The 18,593-nt window shown below is 36.5% G+C and carries 20 protein-coding genes; 4 read left to right on the top strand and 16 right to left on the bottom strand.

Annotated features, from left to right (window positions below):
- Window positions 1-14 precede the first annotated feature (14 nt).
- The 10 genes from OCV73_RS04315 to purU all read right to left on the bottom strand — a co-directional run bounded on the left by OCV73_RS04315 (window position 15) and on the right by purU (window position 8,010).
- Entirely contained in the window at window positions 15-440 is a 426-nt protein-coding gene (locus OCV73_RS04315) for a Fur family transcriptional regulator (RefSeq protein WP_147549395.1), read from the bottom strand.
- 91 nt (window positions 441-531) lie between these two features.
- The gene (gene lysA / locus OCV73_RS04320; protein ID WP_147549398.1) at window positions 532-1,695 is read right to left on the bottom strand and encodes a diaminopimelate decarboxylase; all 1,164 of its coding nucleotides are present in this window, start codon (window positions 1,693-1,695) and stop codon (window positions 532-534) included.
- 59 nt (window positions 1,696-1,754) lie between these two features.
- Window positions 1,755-3,074, bottom strand: a complete 1,320-nt coding sequence (locus tag OCV73_RS04325) for an aspartate kinase (RefSeq protein WP_147549401.1) — start codon at window positions 3,072-3,074, stop codon at window positions 1,755-1,757.
- 91 nt (window positions 3,075-3,165) lie between these two features.
- Window positions 3,166-3,846: a cell division ATP-binding protein FtsE gene (locus OCV73_RS04330; RefSeq protein WP_147549403.1), complete on the bottom strand. Its 681-nt coding sequence runs from the start codon at window positions 3,844-3,846 to the stop codon at window positions 3,166-3,168.
- A 7-nt stretch (window positions 3,847-3,853) separates the two neighbouring features.
- The gene (hisIE, locus tag OCV73_RS04335) at window positions 3,854-4,447 is read right to left on the bottom strand and encodes a bifunctional phosphoribosyl-AMP cyclohydrolase/phosphoribosyl-ATP diphosphatase HisIE (protein WP_147549406.1); all 594 of its coding nucleotides are present in this window, start codon (window positions 4,445-4,447) and stop codon (window positions 3,854-3,856) included.
- A gap of 12 nt (window positions 4,448-4,459) precedes the next feature.
- On the bottom strand, window positions 4,460-5,215 hold the full coding sequence (gene hisF, locus OCV73_RS04340; protein WP_147549409.1) for an imidazole glycerol phosphate synthase subunit HisF: 756 nt from the start codon (window positions 5,213-5,215) through the stop codon (window positions 4,460-4,462).
- Window positions 5,205-5,942, bottom strand: coding sequence for a 1-(5-phosphoribosyl)-5-[(5-phosphoribosylamino)methylideneamino]imidazole-4-carboxamide isomerase (gene hisA, locus OCV73_RS04345; protein ID WP_147549411.1), 738 nt, complete (start codon window positions 5,940-5,942; stop codon window positions 5,205-5,207). The genes hisF and hisA overlap by 11 nt, the downstream gene beginning before the upstream one ends.
- A 5-nt stretch (window positions 5,943-5,947) precedes the next feature.
- Window positions 5,948-6,538, bottom strand: a complete 591-nt coding sequence (hisH, locus tag OCV73_RS04350) for an imidazole glycerol phosphate synthase subunit HisH (RefSeq protein WP_147549414.1) — start codon at window positions 6,536-6,538, stop codon at window positions 5,948-5,950.
- Window positions 6,539-6,544: 6 nt separating this feature from the next.
- Window positions 6,545-7,126, bottom strand: coding sequence for a TlpA family protein disulfide reductase (locus OCV73_RS04355; RefSeq protein WP_147549417.1), 582 nt, complete (start codon window positions 7,124-7,126; stop codon window positions 6,545-6,547).
- 8 nt (window positions 7,127-7,134) lie between these two features.
- Window positions 7,135-8,010 carry a formyltetrahydrofolate deformylase gene (gene purU / locus OCV73_RS04360; protein ID WP_147549419.1) on the bottom strand — a complete coding sequence of 292 codons (876 nt, stop codon included), beginning with the start codon at window positions 8,008-8,010 and terminating at the stop codon, window positions 7,135-7,137.
- A gap of 287 nt (window positions 8,011-8,297) precedes the next feature.
- Between purU and OCV73_RS04365 the strand changes: the two genes are divergently transcribed.
- Window positions 8,298-9,173 (top strand): CPBP family intramembrane glutamic endopeptidase, encoded by an 876-nt coding sequence (locus OCV73_RS04365; protein ID WP_147549422.1) that lies wholly within the window; start codon window positions 8,298-8,300, stop codon window positions 9,171-9,173.
- On the opposite strand, the gene lptB is transcribed toward OCV73_RS04365, so the two are convergent.
- Window positions 9,170-9,907: an LPS export ABC transporter ATP-binding protein gene (lptB, locus tag OCV73_RS04370; protein WP_147549679.1), complete on the bottom strand. Its 738-nt coding sequence runs from the start codon at window positions 9,905-9,907 to the stop codon at window positions 9,170-9,172. The genes OCV73_RS04365 and lptB overlap by 4 nt on opposite strands.
- A gap of 258 nt (window positions 9,908-10,165) precedes the next feature.
- Here lptB and OCV73_RS04375 point away from each other — a divergent pair, with 258 nt between their 5' ends.
- The 3 genes from OCV73_RS04375 (at window position 10,166) to pckA (ending at window position 13,434) form a co-directional block, all read left to right on the top strand.
- Window positions 10,166-10,915, top strand: a complete 750-nt coding sequence (locus tag OCV73_RS04375) for an MlaE family ABC transporter permease (protein ID WP_147549426.1) — start codon at window positions 10,166-10,168, stop codon at window positions 10,913-10,915.
- Window positions 10,912-11,694, top strand: coding sequence for an ABC transporter ATP-binding protein (locus tag OCV73_RS04380; RefSeq protein WP_147549429.1), 783 nt, complete (start codon window positions 10,912-10,914; stop codon window positions 11,692-11,694). The genes OCV73_RS04375 and OCV73_RS04380 overlap by 4 nt, the downstream gene beginning before the upstream one ends.
- A 141-nt stretch (window positions 11,695-11,835) precedes the next feature.
- Window positions 11,836-13,434: a phosphoenolpyruvate carboxykinase (ATP) gene (gene pckA, locus OCV73_RS04385; protein WP_147549431.1), complete on the top strand. Its 1,599-nt coding sequence runs from the start codon at window positions 11,836-11,838 to the stop codon at window positions 13,432-13,434.
- A 571-nt stretch (window positions 13,435-14,005) separates the two neighbouring features.
- On the opposite strand, the gene groL is transcribed toward pckA, so the two are convergent.
- The 5 genes from groL to OCV73_RS04410 all read right to left on the bottom strand — a co-directional run bounded on the left by groL (window position 14,006) and on the right by OCV73_RS04410 (window position 18,512).
- Window positions 14,006-15,643 (bottom strand): chaperonin GroEL, encoded by a 1,638-nt coding sequence (groL, locus tag OCV73_RS04390; RefSeq protein ID WP_147549434.1) that lies wholly within the window; start codon window positions 15,641-15,643, stop codon window positions 14,006-14,008.
- 33 nt (window positions 15,644-15,676) lie between these two features.
- The gene (locus OCV73_RS04395) at window positions 15,677-15,946 is read right to left on the bottom strand and encodes a co-chaperone GroES (protein ID WP_147549436.1); all 270 of its coding nucleotides are present in this window, start codon (window positions 15,944-15,946) and stop codon (window positions 15,677-15,679) included.
- Between the two features lie 312 nt (window positions 15,947-16,258).
- Entirely contained in the window at window positions 16,259-17,365 is a 1,107-nt protein-coding gene (locus OCV73_RS04400; protein ID WP_147549439.1) for a universal stress protein, read from the bottom strand.
- A 21-nt stretch (window positions 17,366-17,386) separates the two neighbouring features.
- Window positions 17,387-17,650 (bottom strand): DNA-binding protein, encoded by a 264-nt coding sequence (locus OCV73_RS04405; protein WP_147549682.1) that lies wholly within the window; start codon window positions 17,648-17,650, stop codon window positions 17,387-17,389.
- A 172-nt stretch (window positions 17,651-17,822) separates the two neighbouring features.
- Window positions 17,823-18,512 carry a phosphatase PAP2 family protein gene (locus OCV73_RS04410; RefSeq protein ID WP_147549442.1) on the bottom strand — a complete coding sequence of 230 codons (690 nt, stop codon included), beginning with the start codon at window positions 18,510-18,512 and terminating at the stop codon, window positions 17,823-17,825.
- Window positions 18,513-18,593 lie beyond the last annotated feature (81 nt).

The raw sequence follows: 18,593 nt of genomic DNA on the forward strand, positions 1-18,593 counted from the left end.
AATCTTTAAATAGGTTATACTTTGTGTTTGTCTAATAGTTTACGGCAATCGTCACAATATCCTTTACAATATACTTCCATTTCATCGACCTGTAATCCCTGTATCTGAAACATTTTTTCTATTTCACCCAATTTTATATCTTTTATACAACCGCAATTCCTACATCTGAAATGTGCATGTTCTGTGATATCTCCGTCATACCGGGTATTTTTTTCGTCAATTGTCAGCATTTTAGCCGCTTTTCGCTGAGTTAAAAGATTAAGCGTATTATACACGGTTGTTTTCGACAAAGTAGGCATATCAGGATATAAATCATTATAAATCATATCAACGGTCGGATGCGTGGAATGAGACATCAGATACCCCATAATTGCCATGCGTTGTACCGAGGGCCTTATGTTATGAAATATTAACCTCTCTTGAATTTCCTGTTGATTCATAATTTGTAATGATTACAATATTAATTTGGATACAAAAATAATATTTAGTTTAATAAGACGAACCTTATTAGCATAAATTAACCAAAGATTTTTATTCAGACAAATCGTCCGAAAAATAAGATTTAGGAATGGAACGGCAATTATATCGAGAAGCCATGATCTCCCCATAAGCTCCAGCTGAACGGATGGCTATCAAATCACCTCGTTTTGTTTCCGGTAATTCAATATCTTTTCCAAAACAATCGGAAGATTCACAGATGGGGCCCACAACATCATATATTCTTCCTTTTAAACTCGAAGTTAGATTTTCTATTTTATGGTAAGCCTGATACAGAGCCGGTCTTATTAAATCGGTCATTCCTGCATCCAATATGACAAATGACTTATTTACTCCTTCTTTCACATACAAAACTTTGCTGAAAAGTGTTCCACATTGGCCCACAATTGATCTTCCTAATTCAAAATGCAGAGATTGCTGCTCTTGTAACTCCAAATACTTATTGAAAATTCCGAAATAACGTGTAAAATCGGGAATAGGTTGTCGTTCCGGATTATCATAATTGATTCCAAGTCCTCCCCCAACATTAATAAAATTCAATTTTATTCTTTTTCTTAATAAAGATTGCTGTATATCATTTATTCTTTTACATAACTCTATGTAAGGTTCGGCGTTGAGTATTTGAGATCCGATATGAAAATGAAGTCCTTCCAGACGCACATTCGGCAACCTTTCCGATAATTCGATCATCTTATCAAGAAGTGACAAATCTATCCCGAATTTATTTTCGTTCAGTCCGGTCGTGATATAATGGTGAGTATGGGCATCGATATCCGGATTAACCCGGATAGCGATTCTGGCTGTTTTATTTTTTTCGCCAGCTAAATCGTTTATTACCGAAAGTTCTTCTGCAGACTCTATATTGAAACAAAAAATATCTTTTTCAAGTCCTAAATTTATTTCCCAATCGGCCTTTCCTACACCGGCAAAAACAATTTTATCGGCAGGAAAACCAGATTTCAACGCCGCCTCTATCTCTCCTCCGCTTACGCAGTCGGCGCCCAATCCGCATTTATTAATATATGATAATATATGTGGATTAGCATTTGCTTTTACTGCATAATGAACATGGTAATTGCCATATTCACGTATTTGTTTATTAATCTCAGATAATGTTTGTCCCAAAAGCTCCATATCATAATAATAATATGGTGTCGGTAATTCTCTCAGCCTATCAACCGGAAAAAGATTTTTCATAAAAAATATGCATTATAAAAAAGAGCTATACAATTGATAGTTGAATAGCTCTTTTCTAATTATTTATTTTCAAAAAGATACTTACTCAGCGATTGTAATGCCATTTTTTTATCCTTGGATCTTACCAGGAACGATATGTTATAATTACTGCCGCCATACGATATCATACGGACGGGAACATCTTTCATCGCTTTCATGGCCTCCGATTCAAAACCTACATTACTCCATTCCAAATCACCAACAACACAGATAATAACCATGTCCTCGTCTACCGTAACAGTACCGAATTTTCTTAAGTCATCGAGTATTTCTTGTAAATGTTTCGTATTGTCTATCGTTACTGAAACTCCAACTTCGGACGTAGTTACCATATCAATAGAGGTCTGGTAACTTTCGAATATTTCGAATACCTTTCTTAAAAAACCATATGCCAGTAACATACGGCCCGATTTTATTTTTATTGCCGTGATATTGTCTTTTGCAGCGACAGCTTTGATTTTACGTGGAACAGACTGGTTGAATATAACAGTTCCCGGAGCTTCCGGCTTCATCGTATTCAGCAAACGAACGGGAATATTATTCAGCTTGGCCGGCAGAATGCAGGTAGGATGCAATATTTTAGCACCAAAATATGCCAGTTCAGCAGCTTCTTCAAAATGCAACTGACGTACAGGAGCTGTGTTTTCAACATAACGGGGATCATTATTATGCATGCCGTCTATATCTGTCCAGATTTGTATTTCCTCTGCACGTATGGCCGCTCCCACTAATGAAGCAGAATAATCGCTCCCTCCGCGTTGCAGATTATCGACCTCATTATAAGCATTCCGGCAAATATATCCCTGAGTTATATATATATCGGCATTTTTATTTTTATCTAATAGCTCCTGCAGGTTTTTCTTTATATATGCGGTATCGGGCTCCGAATTTTTATCGGTCTTCATATAATCCAAAGCAGGTAACATGACCGAATTTACTCCGTTTTCCAGCAAATAATAGTTCATCATGGCGGTAGAAATCAATTCTCCCTGAGCTAAAACCACCTTTTCTTCAAACAGAGTGAATAAATCTTTAGTAAAAGTACGGATATAATCGAAATGAGCCCGTACATCTTTTAAAGTTTTCTGTTTATATTCTTCTGTTGCATACAATTCGTCAATAACCTGCATATATTTTTTCTCCAGATTATTAATAGTTTCGTTTGCACCATCGGAATTTTTCTTGTAAAGATAATCCGAGATCTCTACAAGAGTATTGGTCGTGCCGGACATTGCAGACAAAACTACAATTTTAGGAGTACCGTCACAAATCAATTTGGCTACATCTTTTATCCGCCGGGCAGATCCAACGGACGTTCCACCAAACTTTAAAACTTTCATTTGCTATAAATTATAATTTAAACCTTTATTCCAATAAAATGTATTTGCAAAAATACCATTTTTTGTCGGATATCAAATAATAGATTTACCGTTAAATATTATCTAATTCTATTAAATGTTTATCCTCGCATTTGAATGTACGTCCCGGAAACTCTTCAACCATATGCAGATTATGGGTAGTCATAATAACCGCCGTACCCGTTTCACATATTTTGTGAAGAAGCGACACGATTTGTCGTCCTGTTTGAGGGTCAAGATTACCGGTCGGTTCGTCAGCCAGAATTATTTGAGGGGAATTGAGCAATGCTCGGGCGATTACTATACGCTGTTGTTCTCCTCCTGATAATTCATGTGGCATCTTATAAGACTTCTTTTGCATACCAACCTGTTCCAGCACCTGTTTTATACGGTCGTCCATCTGTAGCTTGTCTTTCCAGCCTGTCGCCCGTAGCACGAATGCAAGATTTTCATATGCCGATCTGTCGGTCAACAACTGGAAATCCTGAAACACAATACCTATCTTACGACGTAAAAACGGAATTTCTTTTTGTTTTATATTTTTGATGTCATAATCCAGTACCTGAGCTTCACCCTCCAATAAAGGTATATCGGCATACATCGTTTTAAGCAAACTGCTTTTTCCGCTACCAACCCGGCCAATAAAATAAACAAATTCACCCGTGTACAAGTCAAAATTCACATTTTTGAGAACTACTAATTCCTTCCGGCATATAATAGCATTCTCATAATGAATAAGTAATTGTTTTTCCATATAACGGTTATTTATGTCTTTTTCTGAGTTCACGCGCAAGATCTTCTATTCCGTAGCCCTTGGAAGTAAGTAAAACGATAAGATGATATATTAAATCTGAAGCTTCGTAAATCAGTCTGTCCCCAGTGCCGTTTGTAGCTTCAATAACAGTCTCTACAGCTTCTTCTCCCACTTTTTGTGCCATTCGGTTAATCCCTTTATTGAATAATGATGTAGTATAAGAACCTTCCGGCATTTCTTCATAGCGTTTTGTTATAAAATCCTGAAGATATTTCAGAAACATGATATCTGCTTCATTCTTTTCTTCAAAGCAAGTGTCACTTCCTGTATGGCATACAGGTCCGGTAGGTTTAACTTTAATAAGTAACGTATCTCTGTCACAATCGGATTTGATTGATTCTACTAATAGGAAATTACCGCTTCGTTCTCCTTTCGTCCACAACCGTTTTTTTGTACGGCTGAAAAAAGTTACTTTTCCTGTTTCTTGAGTCGTTGCCAAAGCTTCTTCATTCATAAAACCCAGCATCAACACTTTTCCGGTGACACTATCTTGGATAATAGCGGGGACGAGACCTCCCATCTTATTATAATCTAACTCCATGAATCTTTAATTTTATATTCTTACCGCAATATGTTCTTTTTGTAAATACCTTTTCAATTCGGAAATATTCATTTCTCCAAAATGAAATATACCGGCAGCCAGTGCCGCATCTGCTTTTCCAATCAGAAATGCATCTTTAAAATGTTCGGCTTTTCCTGCCCCCCCCGATGCAATTACCGGTATGGATAACTTTTCGTGCAATATGTTTAATGCGTCCAGCGCATATCCGGTCTTTACCCCATCATGAGTCATACTAGTGAATAAGACCTCTCCTGCACCTCTTTCCTGAGCTTCATAAGCCCACAAATACAACTCTTTGTCTACAGGAATTCTTCCGCCATTCATGTAACATTTCCATATTCCGTCTTCAAAGTTAGCATCTATTGCGACAACACAAACCTGAGAACCGAAATTTTTTGCAATTTCTTCGATTAATCCGGGATTTTTCAATGCAGAAGAATTTACAGATACTTTATCGGCACCAGCACGAAGCAGTCTGTCTACATCTGACAATTCATGAATACCGCCACCGACAGTAAAAGGTATATTAATATGAGCAGCTATCTTTTTAACAAGTTCTACGAATGTTTTACGACCTTCATGCGATGCCGTTATATCCAGATAGACCAACTCATCAGCACCTTGCTCACTATAGGCTTGTCCCAGAATAACAGGATCGCCGGCCTCTCTGAAATTAACAAAATTGACGCCTTTTACAGCTTTACCGTCTTTTATGTCCAAACAAGGGATAATTCGCTTAGCTAACATATCGGTCCATTATAATATATTCCAAATCTTTCAGTTTTATATGACCTTCGTATAAAGCTTTTCCAAAGATAACAGCCGGAATGCCATTTTCTTCCAAAGTTTTTATATCCTGAATGGAAGATATTCCTCCACTGGCGATTAAATAAATATCAGGAACTTTTTCAATCATTTCGTTATACAACGAGAGAGCCGGCCCCTTAAGCATTCCGTCTCGTCCTATATCTGTAGTTATAACCTTGTTTATACCCTTTTTACGATATTCATCAACGTATGGTATTAATTCGATTCCGGTATCTTCTTTCCAACCACTGACAGAAACTTTCCTATCTTTTACATCAGCCCCTAATATTATACGCTCAACTCCGTATTTATCAATCCAACTAGTAAATACCTCTGGCGATTTAACAGCTATGCTTCCTCCTGTTATCATCTGAGCACCAGATTCAAAAGCGATCCGAACATCCGAATCCGATTTTAAACCTCCACCGAAATCAACAATCAATGAAGTATGCCCTGCTATTTTTTCCAGTACGGCATAATTAACTATATGATCGGATTTTGCTCCATCCAGATCGACCAAATGTAACCTTTTTATTCCGTGAGCTTCAAAAGCCTTTGCTACCTCCAACGGATTTTCGTTGTAAGTCGTCTGTCTGGAATAATCACCTTGCGACAGACGTACGCATTTACCTTCGATAATATCAACTGCCGGTATCAACTCTATCATAACGATTATAACGATAAAAAATATTTCATAATATCCTCTCCGGTTCTTCCGCTTTTTTCTATATGAAACTGAGCCGCATAGAAATTATCTTTTTTCAACGCAGCACTGAACGGATGGATATATTCCGTCACTCCTGCCGTATATTTGCACACAGGAACATAGTAACTATGTACATAATAAACGAATTGGTTATTTATACACTGAGGGAACATTTGCTCGTTAATATCTGATATGGTATTCCATCCCATATGAGGAATCTTTTGTTCCGGATTGTCTGAAATAAACTTTCTCACCGGTACATCAAAAATACCCAGACAATCTACATTTCCTTCTTCCGAATGTTTACACATCAACTGCATTCCTATGCAAATACCCAATACGGGTTGTTTAAGATCCCTGATTAATTCGTCGAGCCGATGTTCTTTCAAATACCTCATTGTAGATGCGGCCTCTCCTACTCCCGGAAATATAACTTTATCAGCAGATTTAATGATTTCTTTGTCATCTGTCACAACAGGTTCTATTCCTGCTCGCTTCAAAGAGCATTCTACAGAGTATATATTTCCGGCATTATATTTAATAAGAACAACTCTCATATATAATTATTTTAATATCTCATTTATGAGTTCTGTCATTTGAGCAAACTCCTGCGGATCATAAAGCCGTGTAAGCATTATGATTTTCCCATCCTTATCTATAATAACATTGCGTGTTATTCCTGCATCTTTATCGGCATATAATCCGAAAATATCTGCATTCGGATCCAGTCCTATAGGATAAGTAACTCCTGTAGTTTTTATAAATTTAAGAACGGTTTCTGCCGGTTCGTCCCGGTCGATTCCCAGTAAAGCGAAATTTGGATTATCTTTATGCTTTTGCCATATTTCAGTTTCAATGTGAGGCATTTCTTCCCTGCAAACTCCACACCAGCTGGCCGTAAACTGTAGCATAACCAGCTTCCCTCTCAGTTGGGATAATTTTACCGTATCTCCTGTCGTTGAGAGTACCATTGAAAAATCCGGGGCAGTATCACCGACCTGCACTATGTACCCCCGTGATTCTTCATTTGCTGTAGAAATAACCTGAACAGAATCGGATTCGATAATATCTTTTTCTGATTTTTTATTACCTGAGCATGCTGCAAATACTCCCGCTATCAATAATATAAATATACCTTTTTTCATCTTATTAATCAATTAAATACAACGGTTTTATTTTTGTATGTCAATACTTTTCTTTCAATATGTTTTTCTACAGCTCTTGACAAAACGATCTTTTCAAGGTCTTGTCCTTTATGTATAAGGTTTTCCACTGTATCTTTATGTGATATCCGCACAATATCCTGTTCTATAATAGGACCAGCATCTAAATCCGTTGTTACATAGTGGCTGGTAGCCCCTATTAGCTTCACACCTCTTTCAAAAGCTGCATGATAAGGCTTTGCTCCTATAAATGCAGGCAAAAAAGAATGATGTATATTAATTATTTTATTCGGGTAATGCCGGATAAAGTCGGGAGATACTACTTGCATATATCTAGCCAAAACAATGAAATCAATACCATATTTTTTTAGTAAACATAATTCTTTTGCTTCTTGTTCTGCTTTTGTGTCTTTTGTAATAGAAAAGATTTCATAAGGAATTCCAAAACGACGGGCTACAGATTCAAGATTCGGGTGATTACTAATAATAACAGGAATTTCCACATTCCACTCACCTGCTGTATACCGGGCCAATATATCATACAAGCAATGAGACATTTTAGAAACAAATATAGCCATTTTCGGCCTATAATCAGAAAAATATAATCTGAAATACATATCGTATTTCTGCGCATATAAAGTATTAAAATAATCTTCTATTTTTTCCTGAGGAATATTAAAACGAGTCAAATCCCATTCTACCCGCATGAAAAAAATACCATTTGCTCTGTCGACGTGCTGATCTAAATAAACAATATTACCTCCGTTTACATTAATAAAATCGGTAACGACAGCAATAATTCCCGGCTGGTCAGGGCAATGCATCAATAAAACAGCATGTATGCTATGATTAGTTTCCAGTGACATATTTTCCGTTTTTTTGAACACAAAGATAACAAAATAACAGAAATATTATTCATTTCTTGTCGTGTTTGTTGATTTTAGGTTCATTTTTCCTAACTTTTTGTATAGAATTTACAATATTCATTCAAATGACATTTTCTTTACTGTTTCACAGAAATCAGAATTAAATTATCAAAATAATCATATCTTTGTATCGTAAGAATTAAAATATAAAGAAAAAACCATTTTGATTCTTATAACTAATTATCTGTTTTTCCGGACAGAATAAATGTTTCATAAAAATTATTTGCATGAAAAATTTTTATCACTCTTCTCCCATATTAAAAATACTCATTTACTTATTTATTTTATTAGCTTCTTTTATAGTCGCAGCAGTTTTATTGGGAATAACCGGAATTTTACAGATATCGTCTATCGAATTGATAAGAATAACTGCTATTATTCAAAATATAGTAATTTTCATCCTTCCTGTTCTTTTTGCCTCGGCTATGTTCAGTCCGACTCCTTTTAGTTTTTTACATATCAATAGCGTTCCGGCATTATCATCTATCATAATGACGACATTAATTATGGTAGTTGCTACTCCGTTTATGAACATGGTTATTGAATGGAACCAATCCGTTACATTCCCGGAATCTATGCAAAATATAGAAACTTGGATGCGTAACAGTGAGAACGCAGCTACTGCAATTACAGACCAAATATTAGATGTACATTCCTTGGGAGCGTTATTGCTGACAATATGTTTAGTAGGGATATTGACCGGAATAGGAGAAGAGTTCGTATTCCGTGGAATGCTTCAGCAATTAATCGGAGAATCATTGAATAGCAAACACTTGGCAATATGGATCACAGCATTTATATTTAGCGCAATACATTTTCAGTTCTTCGGTTTTATTCCCCGGTTTATATTAGGTTTATTTTTGGGATATTTATTAATATGGACCGGGAATTTATGGGTCCCTGTTTTCGCTCATGCACTTAATAATAGTACAGCTGTTATTTTTTCGTATCTTAACGGTGGAAAAGCAGGAGAATCATATTGGGATCAATTGGGTACACAAGCAGGAAATTCTATATGGGCAGGCTGGACAAGCGTTACTGTTACAATTGTTTTAATTGTAATATTCCATAAATTGTTAAAAAGAAACAGTCAATTACATTAATCAAATTTTTTCCGGTGAAATATAAAATTACGGCCCAGATATTTTTCCCGGACAATAGGATTTCCGGCTAACTCTTCGGAACTACCCTGAAATAAGATTTTACCTTCAAAAAGCAAATAAGCACGATCGGTAATACTTAATGTTTCCGGTGCATTATGATCGGTAATAAGAATACCTATATTTTTTTCTTTGAGCTTATACACTATATATTGAATATCCTCTACAGCAATTGGATCCACCCCAGCGAAAGGCTCGTCCAACATAATGAATTTAGGGTTTATAGCCAGACACCGCGCAATTTCAGTACGTCGGCGTTCTCCTCCTGATAACTGGTCCCCCAGATTTTTACGGACTTTATCCAATCTGAATTCGGCAATCAGACTCTCCAGTTTTTCTTTCTGATATTCTTTAGTCGTTTTAGTCATTTCAAGGACAGCACGAATATTATCCTCAACAGATAATTTGCGGAAAACGGAAGGTTCCTGTGCCAGATATCCGATGCCATTTTGCGCACGTTTATACACCGGAAATTGCGTAATATCCAAATCGTTCAGAAAAATACGTCCTTCATTCGGGGTTATAAGTCCCGTTGTCATATAAAATGTAGTCGTTTTTCCAGCTCCGTTCGGTCCTAACAATCCTACGATTTCTCCCTGAGTGACATCAATTGAAACATGATTGACAACCGTGCGCTGACGATACTTTTTTACAAGATCTTCGGTTCTTAAAATCATCTTCTCTTCTTCCGGTTCCGATATAAAAACTCTATCTTCTATAACGTCTTCGGTTACGGTCTCGATCTGTTCCATCTTTTTCATTTCCTGATTTAATTACAATAAACGGCAATCCTTGCAAAGATAAATAAAAATAGATTATGCGGGAGATACTTTGACTAAAATAAGACAACGACAGGTCTATTCCATACTATTTTGCATATTAATTGTTCTTTTTTTGTTACTTTTGCACGACTTGGTCAATATAAACATAAAAAAATGATCGTAACAGACGCATTACATAAATTCGGGGATTATTTGTCATTAATGACGAAAGTCTTTACTGTGCCGGATCGCTGGCGTGAATTTTTCAGAAGATACCTCTCCGAAATTTACAAACTGGGAATTGACTCCATACCTATTGTCATTACTATTTCCATCTTCATCGGGGCTGTAATTGCTATACAGATGCAGCTTAATATTATGTCTCCTCTTATTCCTGCATACGCTGTAGGATTAGCAACCCGCGATGTAATTTTACTTGAATTTTCATCATCTATCCTTTGCCTTATTCTAGCCGGAAAAGTAGGTTCCAATATTGCTTCCGAAATAGGTACTATGCAAGTAACAGAACAAATTGATGCCTTGGAAATTATGGGTATCAACTCCGCAAATTTCCTTATACTTCCTAAGATTGTCGCCATGGTTTCTTTTATTCCGGTACTGGTTGTTCTCAGCATGTTCACAGGAATAATAGGAGGTTTTCTTGTCGCTCAATTTACCGATATGTTTCCCGTATCCAGGTATGTATACGGGTTACAATCGTTCTTCAATGAATATTATATCTGGTATTCCATCATAAAAACATTATTCTTTGCATTCGTCATAAGCAGTGTTTCCTCATATTACGGATATAGGGTTAAAGGAGGAGCGTTGGAAGTGGGAAAAGCCAGTACCGATGCTGTCGTAGTAAGTAGCGTAATGATTCTGTTACTGGACGTTTTACTTACAAAATTACTATTACAATGATAGAAGTTAAAAATCTGGTTAAATCCTTTGAAGGAAAGACCATTCTTCACAATATCACGGCTACATTCTACGAAGGAAAAACCAACCTTATCATAGGCCAAAGCGGTTCCGGAAAAACGGTTCTGATGAAATCGATCGTAGGTTTGTTACGTCCTGATTCGGGAGAGATTTTATATGACGGAAGGGATTTTTTGAAAATGAACAGTTCCCAAGTCAAAGAGCTCCGTTCCGAAATAGGTATGTTATTCCAAGGTTCTGCTTTATTCGACTCCGAAACAGTATTGGGAAATGTCATGTTCCCTCTTAAAATGTTTACACGTAAAAGTACGGCAGAACAGATAAAACGTGCCGAATTTTGTCTCGAAAGAGTTAATCTGAAAGGCGTAAACAAATTATTCCCTTCTGAAATAAGTGGTGGTATGCAAAAGCGTGTAGCCATAGCACGCGCCATAGCGTTAAATCCCAAATATCTTTTCTGTGACGAACCTAACTCCGGACTGGATCCTAAGACATCCATACTTATTGATGAGCTCGTAAGTGACATTACAAAAGAATATAATATCACGACAATTATCAATACTCATGATATGAATTCCGTAATCGGTATTGGAGAAAATATTGTATATATCAATAAAGGTCATAAAGATTGGGTAGGTAACAGTAAAAAGATATTTACCACCCATAATGAGTCCCTCAATGACTTCGTATTTGCTTCGAATCTTTTTAAAGAAGTAAAAGAATATATGATACAAGAAGCGCAAAAAGAAAATAAAAAATAATATAGACCGAAGAATTAATCATAACGTCCGGAATTAATTTAATTTTCCGGACGTTTTTATTCTGTCCGGAACCAAACAAAAAACAATTGCCGTATGTTTATCTGGTATTGAATGATAACCTATAAATAAAACAAAAATAATATGGCAAATTTAGATTTAGGCAAATATGGTATAACGGGAGTAAAAGAGATTATATATAATCCTTCCTATGATGAACTTTTCGATGCAGAAACCGCACCCGGTTTACAAGGATATGAAAAAGGTGTTGTAACGAATACCGGTTGTGTTGCTGTTGAAACAGGTAAATTTACCGGTCGTTCTCCTAAAGACAAATATATCGTTAAAGATAAAACAACAGAAAGTACTATATGGTGGGATGGTCAAATAAATCAACCCATGACTCCGGAAGTATGGGACGACCTTGAACAACTGGTCATTAAAGAATTATCAGGTAAAGATAAATTATACGTCGTAGATGCATTTTGCGGAGCGAATGAAAATACACGACTCAAAGTGCGTTTTATTATGGAAGTTGCCTGGCAGGCACATTTCGTAAAAAACATGTTTATTCGTCCTACCGATGAAGAATTAAAAAATTTCGGAGAACCTGATTTCGTTGTCTTGAACGGTTCTAAAACGACTAATCCTAAATGGAAAGAACAAAATCTCCATTCTGAAATATTTGTCGCATTTAATCTTACGAAACGAATGCAAATCATAGGCGGAACCTGGTATGGAGGCGAAATGAAAAAAGGTATGTTCAGTATGATGAACTATTATTTGCCTCTTAAAGGTATAGCATCCATGCACTGCTCGGCAAACGTAGGATTAAACGGTGATGTCGCATTATTTTTCGGTCTTTCCGGTACAGGGAAAACAACCTTGTCTACCGATCCTAAACGTTTACTTATCGGAGACGACGAACACGGTTGGGATGAAAACGGCGTTTTCAATTTTGAAGGCGGGTGTTACGCTAAAGTCATCAATCTAAGCCAAGAAAATGAGCCTGAAATATGGAATGCTATCCGAAGAAATGCATTACTTGAAAACGTAGTAGTAAAAAATGACGGGAGCATTGATTTTACAGACGCATCCTTAACCGAAAATACACGTGTCAGCTATCCTATATATCATATTGATAATATAGTCACCCCGTCAAGAGCAGGACATGCCTCCAGGATCATTTACTTATCGGCCGATGCTTATGGCGTATTACCTCCTGTTTCCATATTGGATGAAAAAAGGGCTCAATATCATTTTATAAGCGGTTATACTTCTAAACTGGCCGGGACGGAACGAGGAATAACAGAACCTGTCCCTTCATTCTCTCCCGCTTTCGGAGAAGCATTCTTAACAGTACATCCGATGTTATATGCCGCTGTACTTGCCAGAAAAATGAAAGATCACAAATGTAAAGCATATTTAGTAAATACCGGATGGAATGGTACATGTAAGCGCATTTCCATAAAAGAAACCAGAGCCATCATAGATGCGATCTTATCAGGCGATATAGAAAAGGCTCCCACAAAGGAAATACCTATTCTCCACTTAACTATTCCTACCGAATTACCCGGCGTAGACAGCAAAATATTAGATCCCAGGGATACTTATAATGATAAGTCTGAATGGGAAAAGAAAGCAAAATCCCTTGCAAAAAAATATAAAGACAATTTTGTAAAATATGCTACAACAACCGAAGCAGAAGCACTGATAGAAGTAGGCCCCGATCCTGACAAATAAAACTAATCTTATAGGGAAGCTATATACAAAATTGTGTAAATAAAAAACTAACAGGATTTAAGTATAACACTTAAATCCTGTTTTTATATGGAAACCCGGGACATTCCGGGAGTCATTTAAATTGAGTGTAAAACTATTCATTTAAGACTTTCTTGAGAAAAATTAAGATGTACATCCTTTATTAACCGATATTTTTAAATAATGATACTCTGAAAAATCTGTCGTAGATTATTATGGATATTGAAAAAATATGTTCTCAAATAGATAGAGATTGAAAAATGTTTTTCAAGCAGTTTTGATTCCTGCTTGGCGTATATTGTTACCACCATAGCCGCGGTAACATATTCAGGAGATATCACCGTTTACTATATACCCTAATATTTAAGCACCTATATAGTAGCTTTTGATTTTTTAGTGGTGATATGAAAAATCATTTATACGCTCATTTCATTAAGAATCTAAAGGGAATATCCATCATTGTTTCTTTCCGAAAAATACAATACAATAAAGGCGTTACCTGAAAAGTAACGCCTTTATTAATTTATTATCTTATTTCCCGGGAAGGACGAAATTACATCATGCCTCCCATTCCACCCATTCCGCCGGCAGGCATGGCAGGTGCAGGATTTTCTTCTTTCTTATCTGCAATCACACATTCGGTAGTTAAGAACATACCTGCAATAGAAGCTGCATTTTCAAGAGCTACACGTGTTACTTTAGTAGGATCTATCACACCCGCTGCAAAGAAATTCTCATATGTGTTGGTACGGGCATTATAACCGAAGTCACCTTTACCGTCTTTCACACGTTGCAGAATAACAGCTCCTTCAACACCGGCATTAGCAGCGATCTGACGCAAAGGCTCTTCTATAGCACGTTTGATAATCTCTATACCTGTCGTTTCATCGTCTGTTTCACCTTCCAATTTATCCAGCGCAGGGATACAACGTATATAAGCGACACCACCACCCGGTACGATACCTTCTGCAATGGCAGCACGAGTTGCGCTCAAAGCATCGTCTACACGATCTTTTTTCTCTTTCATCTCTACTTCTGATGCAGCACCGATATAAAGCACAGCAACACCACCAGCCAACTTAGCCAGGCGTTCCTGTAATTTTTCACGATCATAATCGGAAGTAGTGGTTTCGATCTGGTTCTTGATCTGGGCAACACGGGCAGCGATAGCATCTTTGCTTCCCGAACCATTAACTATTGTTGTATTTTCTTTATCCACCGATACTTTTTCTGCACGTCCCAACATATCGATAGTTGTAGATTCCAGTTTCAAACCTTTTTCTTCTGAAATTACTACACCTCCGGTAAGAACGGCAATATCTTCCAGCATTTCTTTACGACGGTCTCCAAATCCAGGAGCTTTGACAGCACATACTTTCAAAGAACCACGTAAACGGTTAACAACCAAAGTAGCCAAAGCCTCGCTATCTACATCTTCTGCAATGATTAACAAAGGACGTCCGCTTTGTGCGGTAGCTTCAAGAATAGGGAGCATATCTTTAAGAGCGGATATTTTTTTATCATAGATAAGGATATAAGGGCTATCCATATCACACTCCATCTTTTCTGTGTTGGTTACGAAATAAGGAGAGATATACCCACGGTCAAACTGCATACCTTCTACAATATCGACAGTTGTATCGGTTCCTTTTGCTTCTTCAACCGTAATCACGCCTTCTTTTTTCACCTTTTTCATTGCTTCTGCAATAAGTTGACCTATCTCACTATCATTATTGGCAGAAATACGGGCAACAGATTCAATCTTTTCAAAGTCATCACCAACTTCTTCGGCTTGTGCTTTAAGACCTTCTACCACCTTCGCAACAGCTTTATCTATACCACGTTTCAAATCCATGGGGTTAGCGCCAGCAGTTACATTCTTAAGCCCTACGTTAACGATAGACTGAGCAAGAACAGTAGCAGTCGTTGTTCCGTCACCGGCATCATCACCTGTTTTGGAAGCAACCTCTTTTACCAATTGCGCACCCATATTCTGGAATGCATCTTCCAGTTCTATTTCTTTTGCTACAGTAACACCGTCCTTTGTAATGTGAGGAGCACCAAATTTTTTCTCGATAATCACATTACGACCTTTAGGACCTAATGTTACTTTTACTGCGTTAGCCAAAGCATCAACGCCTTTTTTCAGCTCATCGCGAGCCTCCATATTAAATTTAATTTCTTTTGCCATAATCGTATTTTCTTAATAATAATCAACAAAAAATTAGAGAATCGCCAAAATATCTGACTGACGCATGATCAAATATTTCTCACCGTCAAGTTCTATTTCCGTTCCGGCATATTTACCATATAAAACGGTATCACCCGGTTTTACAACCATCTCTTCATCTTTCGTACCGTTACCAACTGCTTTGACTTCACCTTTCAAAGGTTTTTCTTTCGCAGAATCGGGAATAATGATTCCGCCAACTGTTTTTTCTTCTGCAGGAGCAGGCTGTATGAGCACTCTGTCTGCCAATGGTCTAATGTTCATTGTTATTTATATTTTTAGTTACACTTAATAATAATATTATTTCATGATGCTTCTTTGAAAAGCAATCATTAGACATATAGCGAATTTCATGCCAAAACATATTTTAGCCTAAAATCTGCCAAAACGACAGCATAATAAATACGGCATAGTTAAGACACTGACATGTTTTATCCTCTATATTGTAGATATAACAATACTTTTGGCATATTTGTTTGAAAAAATAACATAATAAAAATTTCGGGTATTACTTCTCTCGATGTAATACCCGAAATAAATATGCGTCACGCATATGCGAGCCTGCACGTCCCATGCTTAGGAAGGAATAACCAATAAAGGTGTATCAGCATGGAACAACATTTTATGAGCAATACTCGGATTAAATAACCGAGCAAAAATATTCCTTTTTCTATTTGGCATAGCCAATAAATCAATAGCAGACTCTTTAATTATCTTTTCTACATTATCCAGGAAATTCTCTTCGTTTAGCATTGTATATTGTGCCTGACGTCCTTTATAATGTTTTTCAAAATAATCTTTTATTCCGACTAGTTTTATTTCTGTCCAAGCATCTTTCCTATTAGATAAATGTACAAAATTGATTCCGAATTCATATTCTCCCATCAATCTCATAAAGGTATCCAATGCGATTAAATCCTGCTGGTCGAAATTGGTAAAAAAAGCAACACTTTTAATCCTCTCGATACTAGTATATGGAATATTTTCCGGAACGGCAAAAACAGGAAATTTCCCTGCATCCAGAACTTCAGCCGTTACACTGCCAATGAGATCCAGCTCCTTTTGGTTTTTTCCCCGGGTTCCCATGACTGTAATAATAGGTTTAGCTCTTTTCCCCGTGGAAATTATAACATCTTCGGGGATACCGTCCTGAATTGTAAATGTAAATTTAGCGTAAGGCAATTCATGGTCTTCTATTCTTCGATGTAACATGGCAGAAAAACGGTTAGCTTCCTTGCTCACCATTTCTTGCATTTGTTTATAAGCCTCCAGTTCGCTTATTTCATCTTTAAAAGAATCGGCCATAGGTAATGGAGTATAATAAGAATTGACAGAATGCAATAATATGACCTCGGCATTATGTGAATGGGCAAAGTCGAAGCCTATCTGACAAGCTTTATACGAATAATCGGAAAAGTCCACAGGAATCAAAACCTGGGGACTAACAACTTCTGCCTTTACTTCCGTCTCTTTTCCGAAAATCGGATATTGCTCCAGAATTTCCAATGCATGAGGAAGGTCTTTTTCTTTAATTCTTATTCTTACTCCCGAAGATACGACAGGTTGAACAAGGTTTACATTCTGGATTACTACGGGAATTCCCTCACTCTCCAAAATACCTTTTATAATCTGGGCTTTTTCATATGTATGAATAGCCAGTGTAATCAACTTGTCATCTTCCATATTAAGTAATATATTTATTAATTATTCTACCTTTTTATTTTCTTCTTCCAAAATATTAACTGCCATATCATAAATAGTAGTATTATCCAGTACAACAATTCCTCCATCGGGCCCAGGTTCTATATGTAAACCACAATTCTTTCCAAACTGATAGTTACTACCTCCAAAATAATTGCGAACAGTTTGATCTGTTACATTCAATTCATCTGCAATTCTATGGATTGAACCGTCGGGCAAACTATCTTTGATACGACGCAGTTCATTGAAAGTTATTGTCTTTGTCATAATTTTAATGTTTTTAATGGTTATAAGTTCGCGGTTATTTTTTATACGCAATAAATTTATATTCAAAAATCGACATTTCCAAATTTTATTCTCATATTTTTCAGCAGAAAAAGAAAAAGGCATAATTCTTTTTCTTAATCGAATCATGCCTGACATAAATTCATTTTCTTCTTTACCAAAAACCTATTAAAGGGGCAAAAATAAGTATAAATACGAAAGTCGTCCATACGGCGATACTTATATATTTAGCATTCTTATCTTTTATATAGGGAATCGTTACAGCAGCCTCACCCTCTTTTTTAAACATATAACCCCGCATATACTTATATAGAAACCAAACTCCAACGCCTATAATAATTCCTAACAATGATCCGAACAATATATCTCCGGGGAAATGTACGCCCAGAAACATTCTGGAATAACAATTAAATACAGCCCACAATAGACAAGTAAAAGATAACCACTTATTACGATATAGCAAAATAAGAAAAGTCACGACTCCAAAGCTATTGGCTGCATGGCTGGAAACAAAACCATAACGTCCGCCCCTATATCCATTCACTATTTGTACAAAAGATGAAAAATCCGGATCTTGAACCGGCCTGAACCTGGCAAAAAACGGTTTTATCAAAGACGAAGATATTTGGTCGCATAAGGTGGCAACCAAAACAACCATAACCAGAACAAGGAATGCTTCTGCAAATTTTTTCTTATAAAAAATGGCCCAAAGTATAACCAGTACCAATGGTAACCAGATCAACTTTCCACTATAAATCCACATAACCTTATCCAGATAGGCAGAATGTCCTCCGTTAAAAAACAAAAGAACAGATTTATCTATTTCTATAAGACGTTCAAGCATAAAATGATTATATATAATTAAAAAAATAATTCAAGATCGAAAGTTAAAACATTCCAAAGAGGAAACACATAAACTATTGAT

Source organism: Barnesiella propionica (assembly GCF_025567045.1).
Taxonomy (GTDB): domain Bacteria; phylum Bacteroidota; class Bacteroidia; order Bacteroidales; family Barnesiellaceae; genus Barnesiella_B; species Barnesiella_B propionica.

Coding starts and splice junctions, on each gene's coding strand:
- OCV73_RS04410 (WP_147549442.1), bottom strand. CDS start 18,512: ATGCTTGAACGTCTTATAGAAATAGATAAATCTGTTCTTTTGTTTTTT.
- OCV73_RS04330 (WP_147549403.1), bottom strand. CDS start 3,846: ATGGAAAAACAATTACTTATTCATTATGAGAATGCTATTATATGCCGG.
- OCV73_RS04405 (WP_147549682.1), bottom strand. CDS start 17,650: ATGACAAAGACAATAACTTTCAATGAACTGCGTCGTATCAAAGATAGT.
- pckA (WP_147549431.1), top strand. CDS start 11,836: ATGGCAAATTTAGATTTAGGCAAATATGGTATAACGGGAGTAAAAGAG.
- lptB (WP_147549679.1), bottom strand. CDS start 9,907: ATGATTTTAAGAACCGAAGATCTTGTAAAAAAGTATCGTCAGCGCACG.
- OCV73_RS04355 (WP_147549417.1), bottom strand. CDS start 7,126: ATGAAAAAAGGTATATTTATATTATTGATAGCGGGAGTATTTGCAGCA.
- OCV73_RS04375 (WP_147549426.1), top strand. CDS start 10,166: ATGATCGTAACAGACGCATTACATAAATTCGGGGATTATTTGTCATTA.
- purU (WP_147549419.1), bottom strand. CDS start 8,010: ATGTCACTGGAAACTAATCATAGCATACATGCTGTTTTATTGATGCAT.
- OCV73_RS04395 (WP_147549436.1), bottom strand. CDS start 15,946: ATGAACATTAGACCATTGGCAGACAGAGTGCTCATACAGCCTGCTCCT.
- hisF (WP_147549409.1), bottom strand. CDS start 5,215: ATGTTAGCTAAGCGAATTATCCCTTGTTTGGACATAAAAGACGGTAAA.
- OCV73_RS04325 (WP_147549401.1), bottom strand. CDS start 3,074: ATGAAAGTTTTAAAGTTTGGTGGAACGTCCGTTGGATCTGCCCGGCGG.
- lysA (WP_147549398.1), bottom strand. CDS start 1,695: ATGAAAAATCTTTTTCCGGTTGATAGGCTGAGAGAATTACCGACACCA.
- hisA (WP_147549411.1), bottom strand. CDS start 5,942: ATGATAGAGTTGATACCGGCAGTTGATATTATCGAAGGTAAATGCGTA.
- OCV73_RS04365 (WP_147549422.1), top strand. CDS start 8,298: ATGAAAAATTTTTATCACTCTTCTCCCATATTAAAAATACTCATTTAC.
- hisH (WP_147549414.1), bottom strand. CDS start 6,538: ATGAGAGTTGTTCTTATTAAATATAATGCCGGAAATATATACTCTGTA.
- hisIE (WP_147549406.1), bottom strand. CDS start 4,447: ATGGAGTTAGATTATAATAAGATGGGAGGTCTCGTCCCCGCTATTATC.
- OCV73_RS04380 (WP_147549429.1), top strand. CDS start 10,912: ATGATAGAAGTTAAAAATCTGGTTAAATCCTTTGAAGGAAAGACCATT.
- groL (WP_147549434.1), bottom strand. CDS start 15,643: ATGGCAAAAGAAATTAAATTTAATATGGAGGCTCGCGATGAGCTGAAA.
- OCV73_RS04400 (WP_147549439.1), bottom strand. CDS start 17,365: ATGGAAGATGACAAGTTGATTACACTGGCTATTCATACATATGAAAAA.
- OCV73_RS04315 (WP_147549395.1), bottom strand. CDS start 440: ATGAATCAACAGGAAATTCAAGAGAGGTTAATATTTCATAACATAAGG.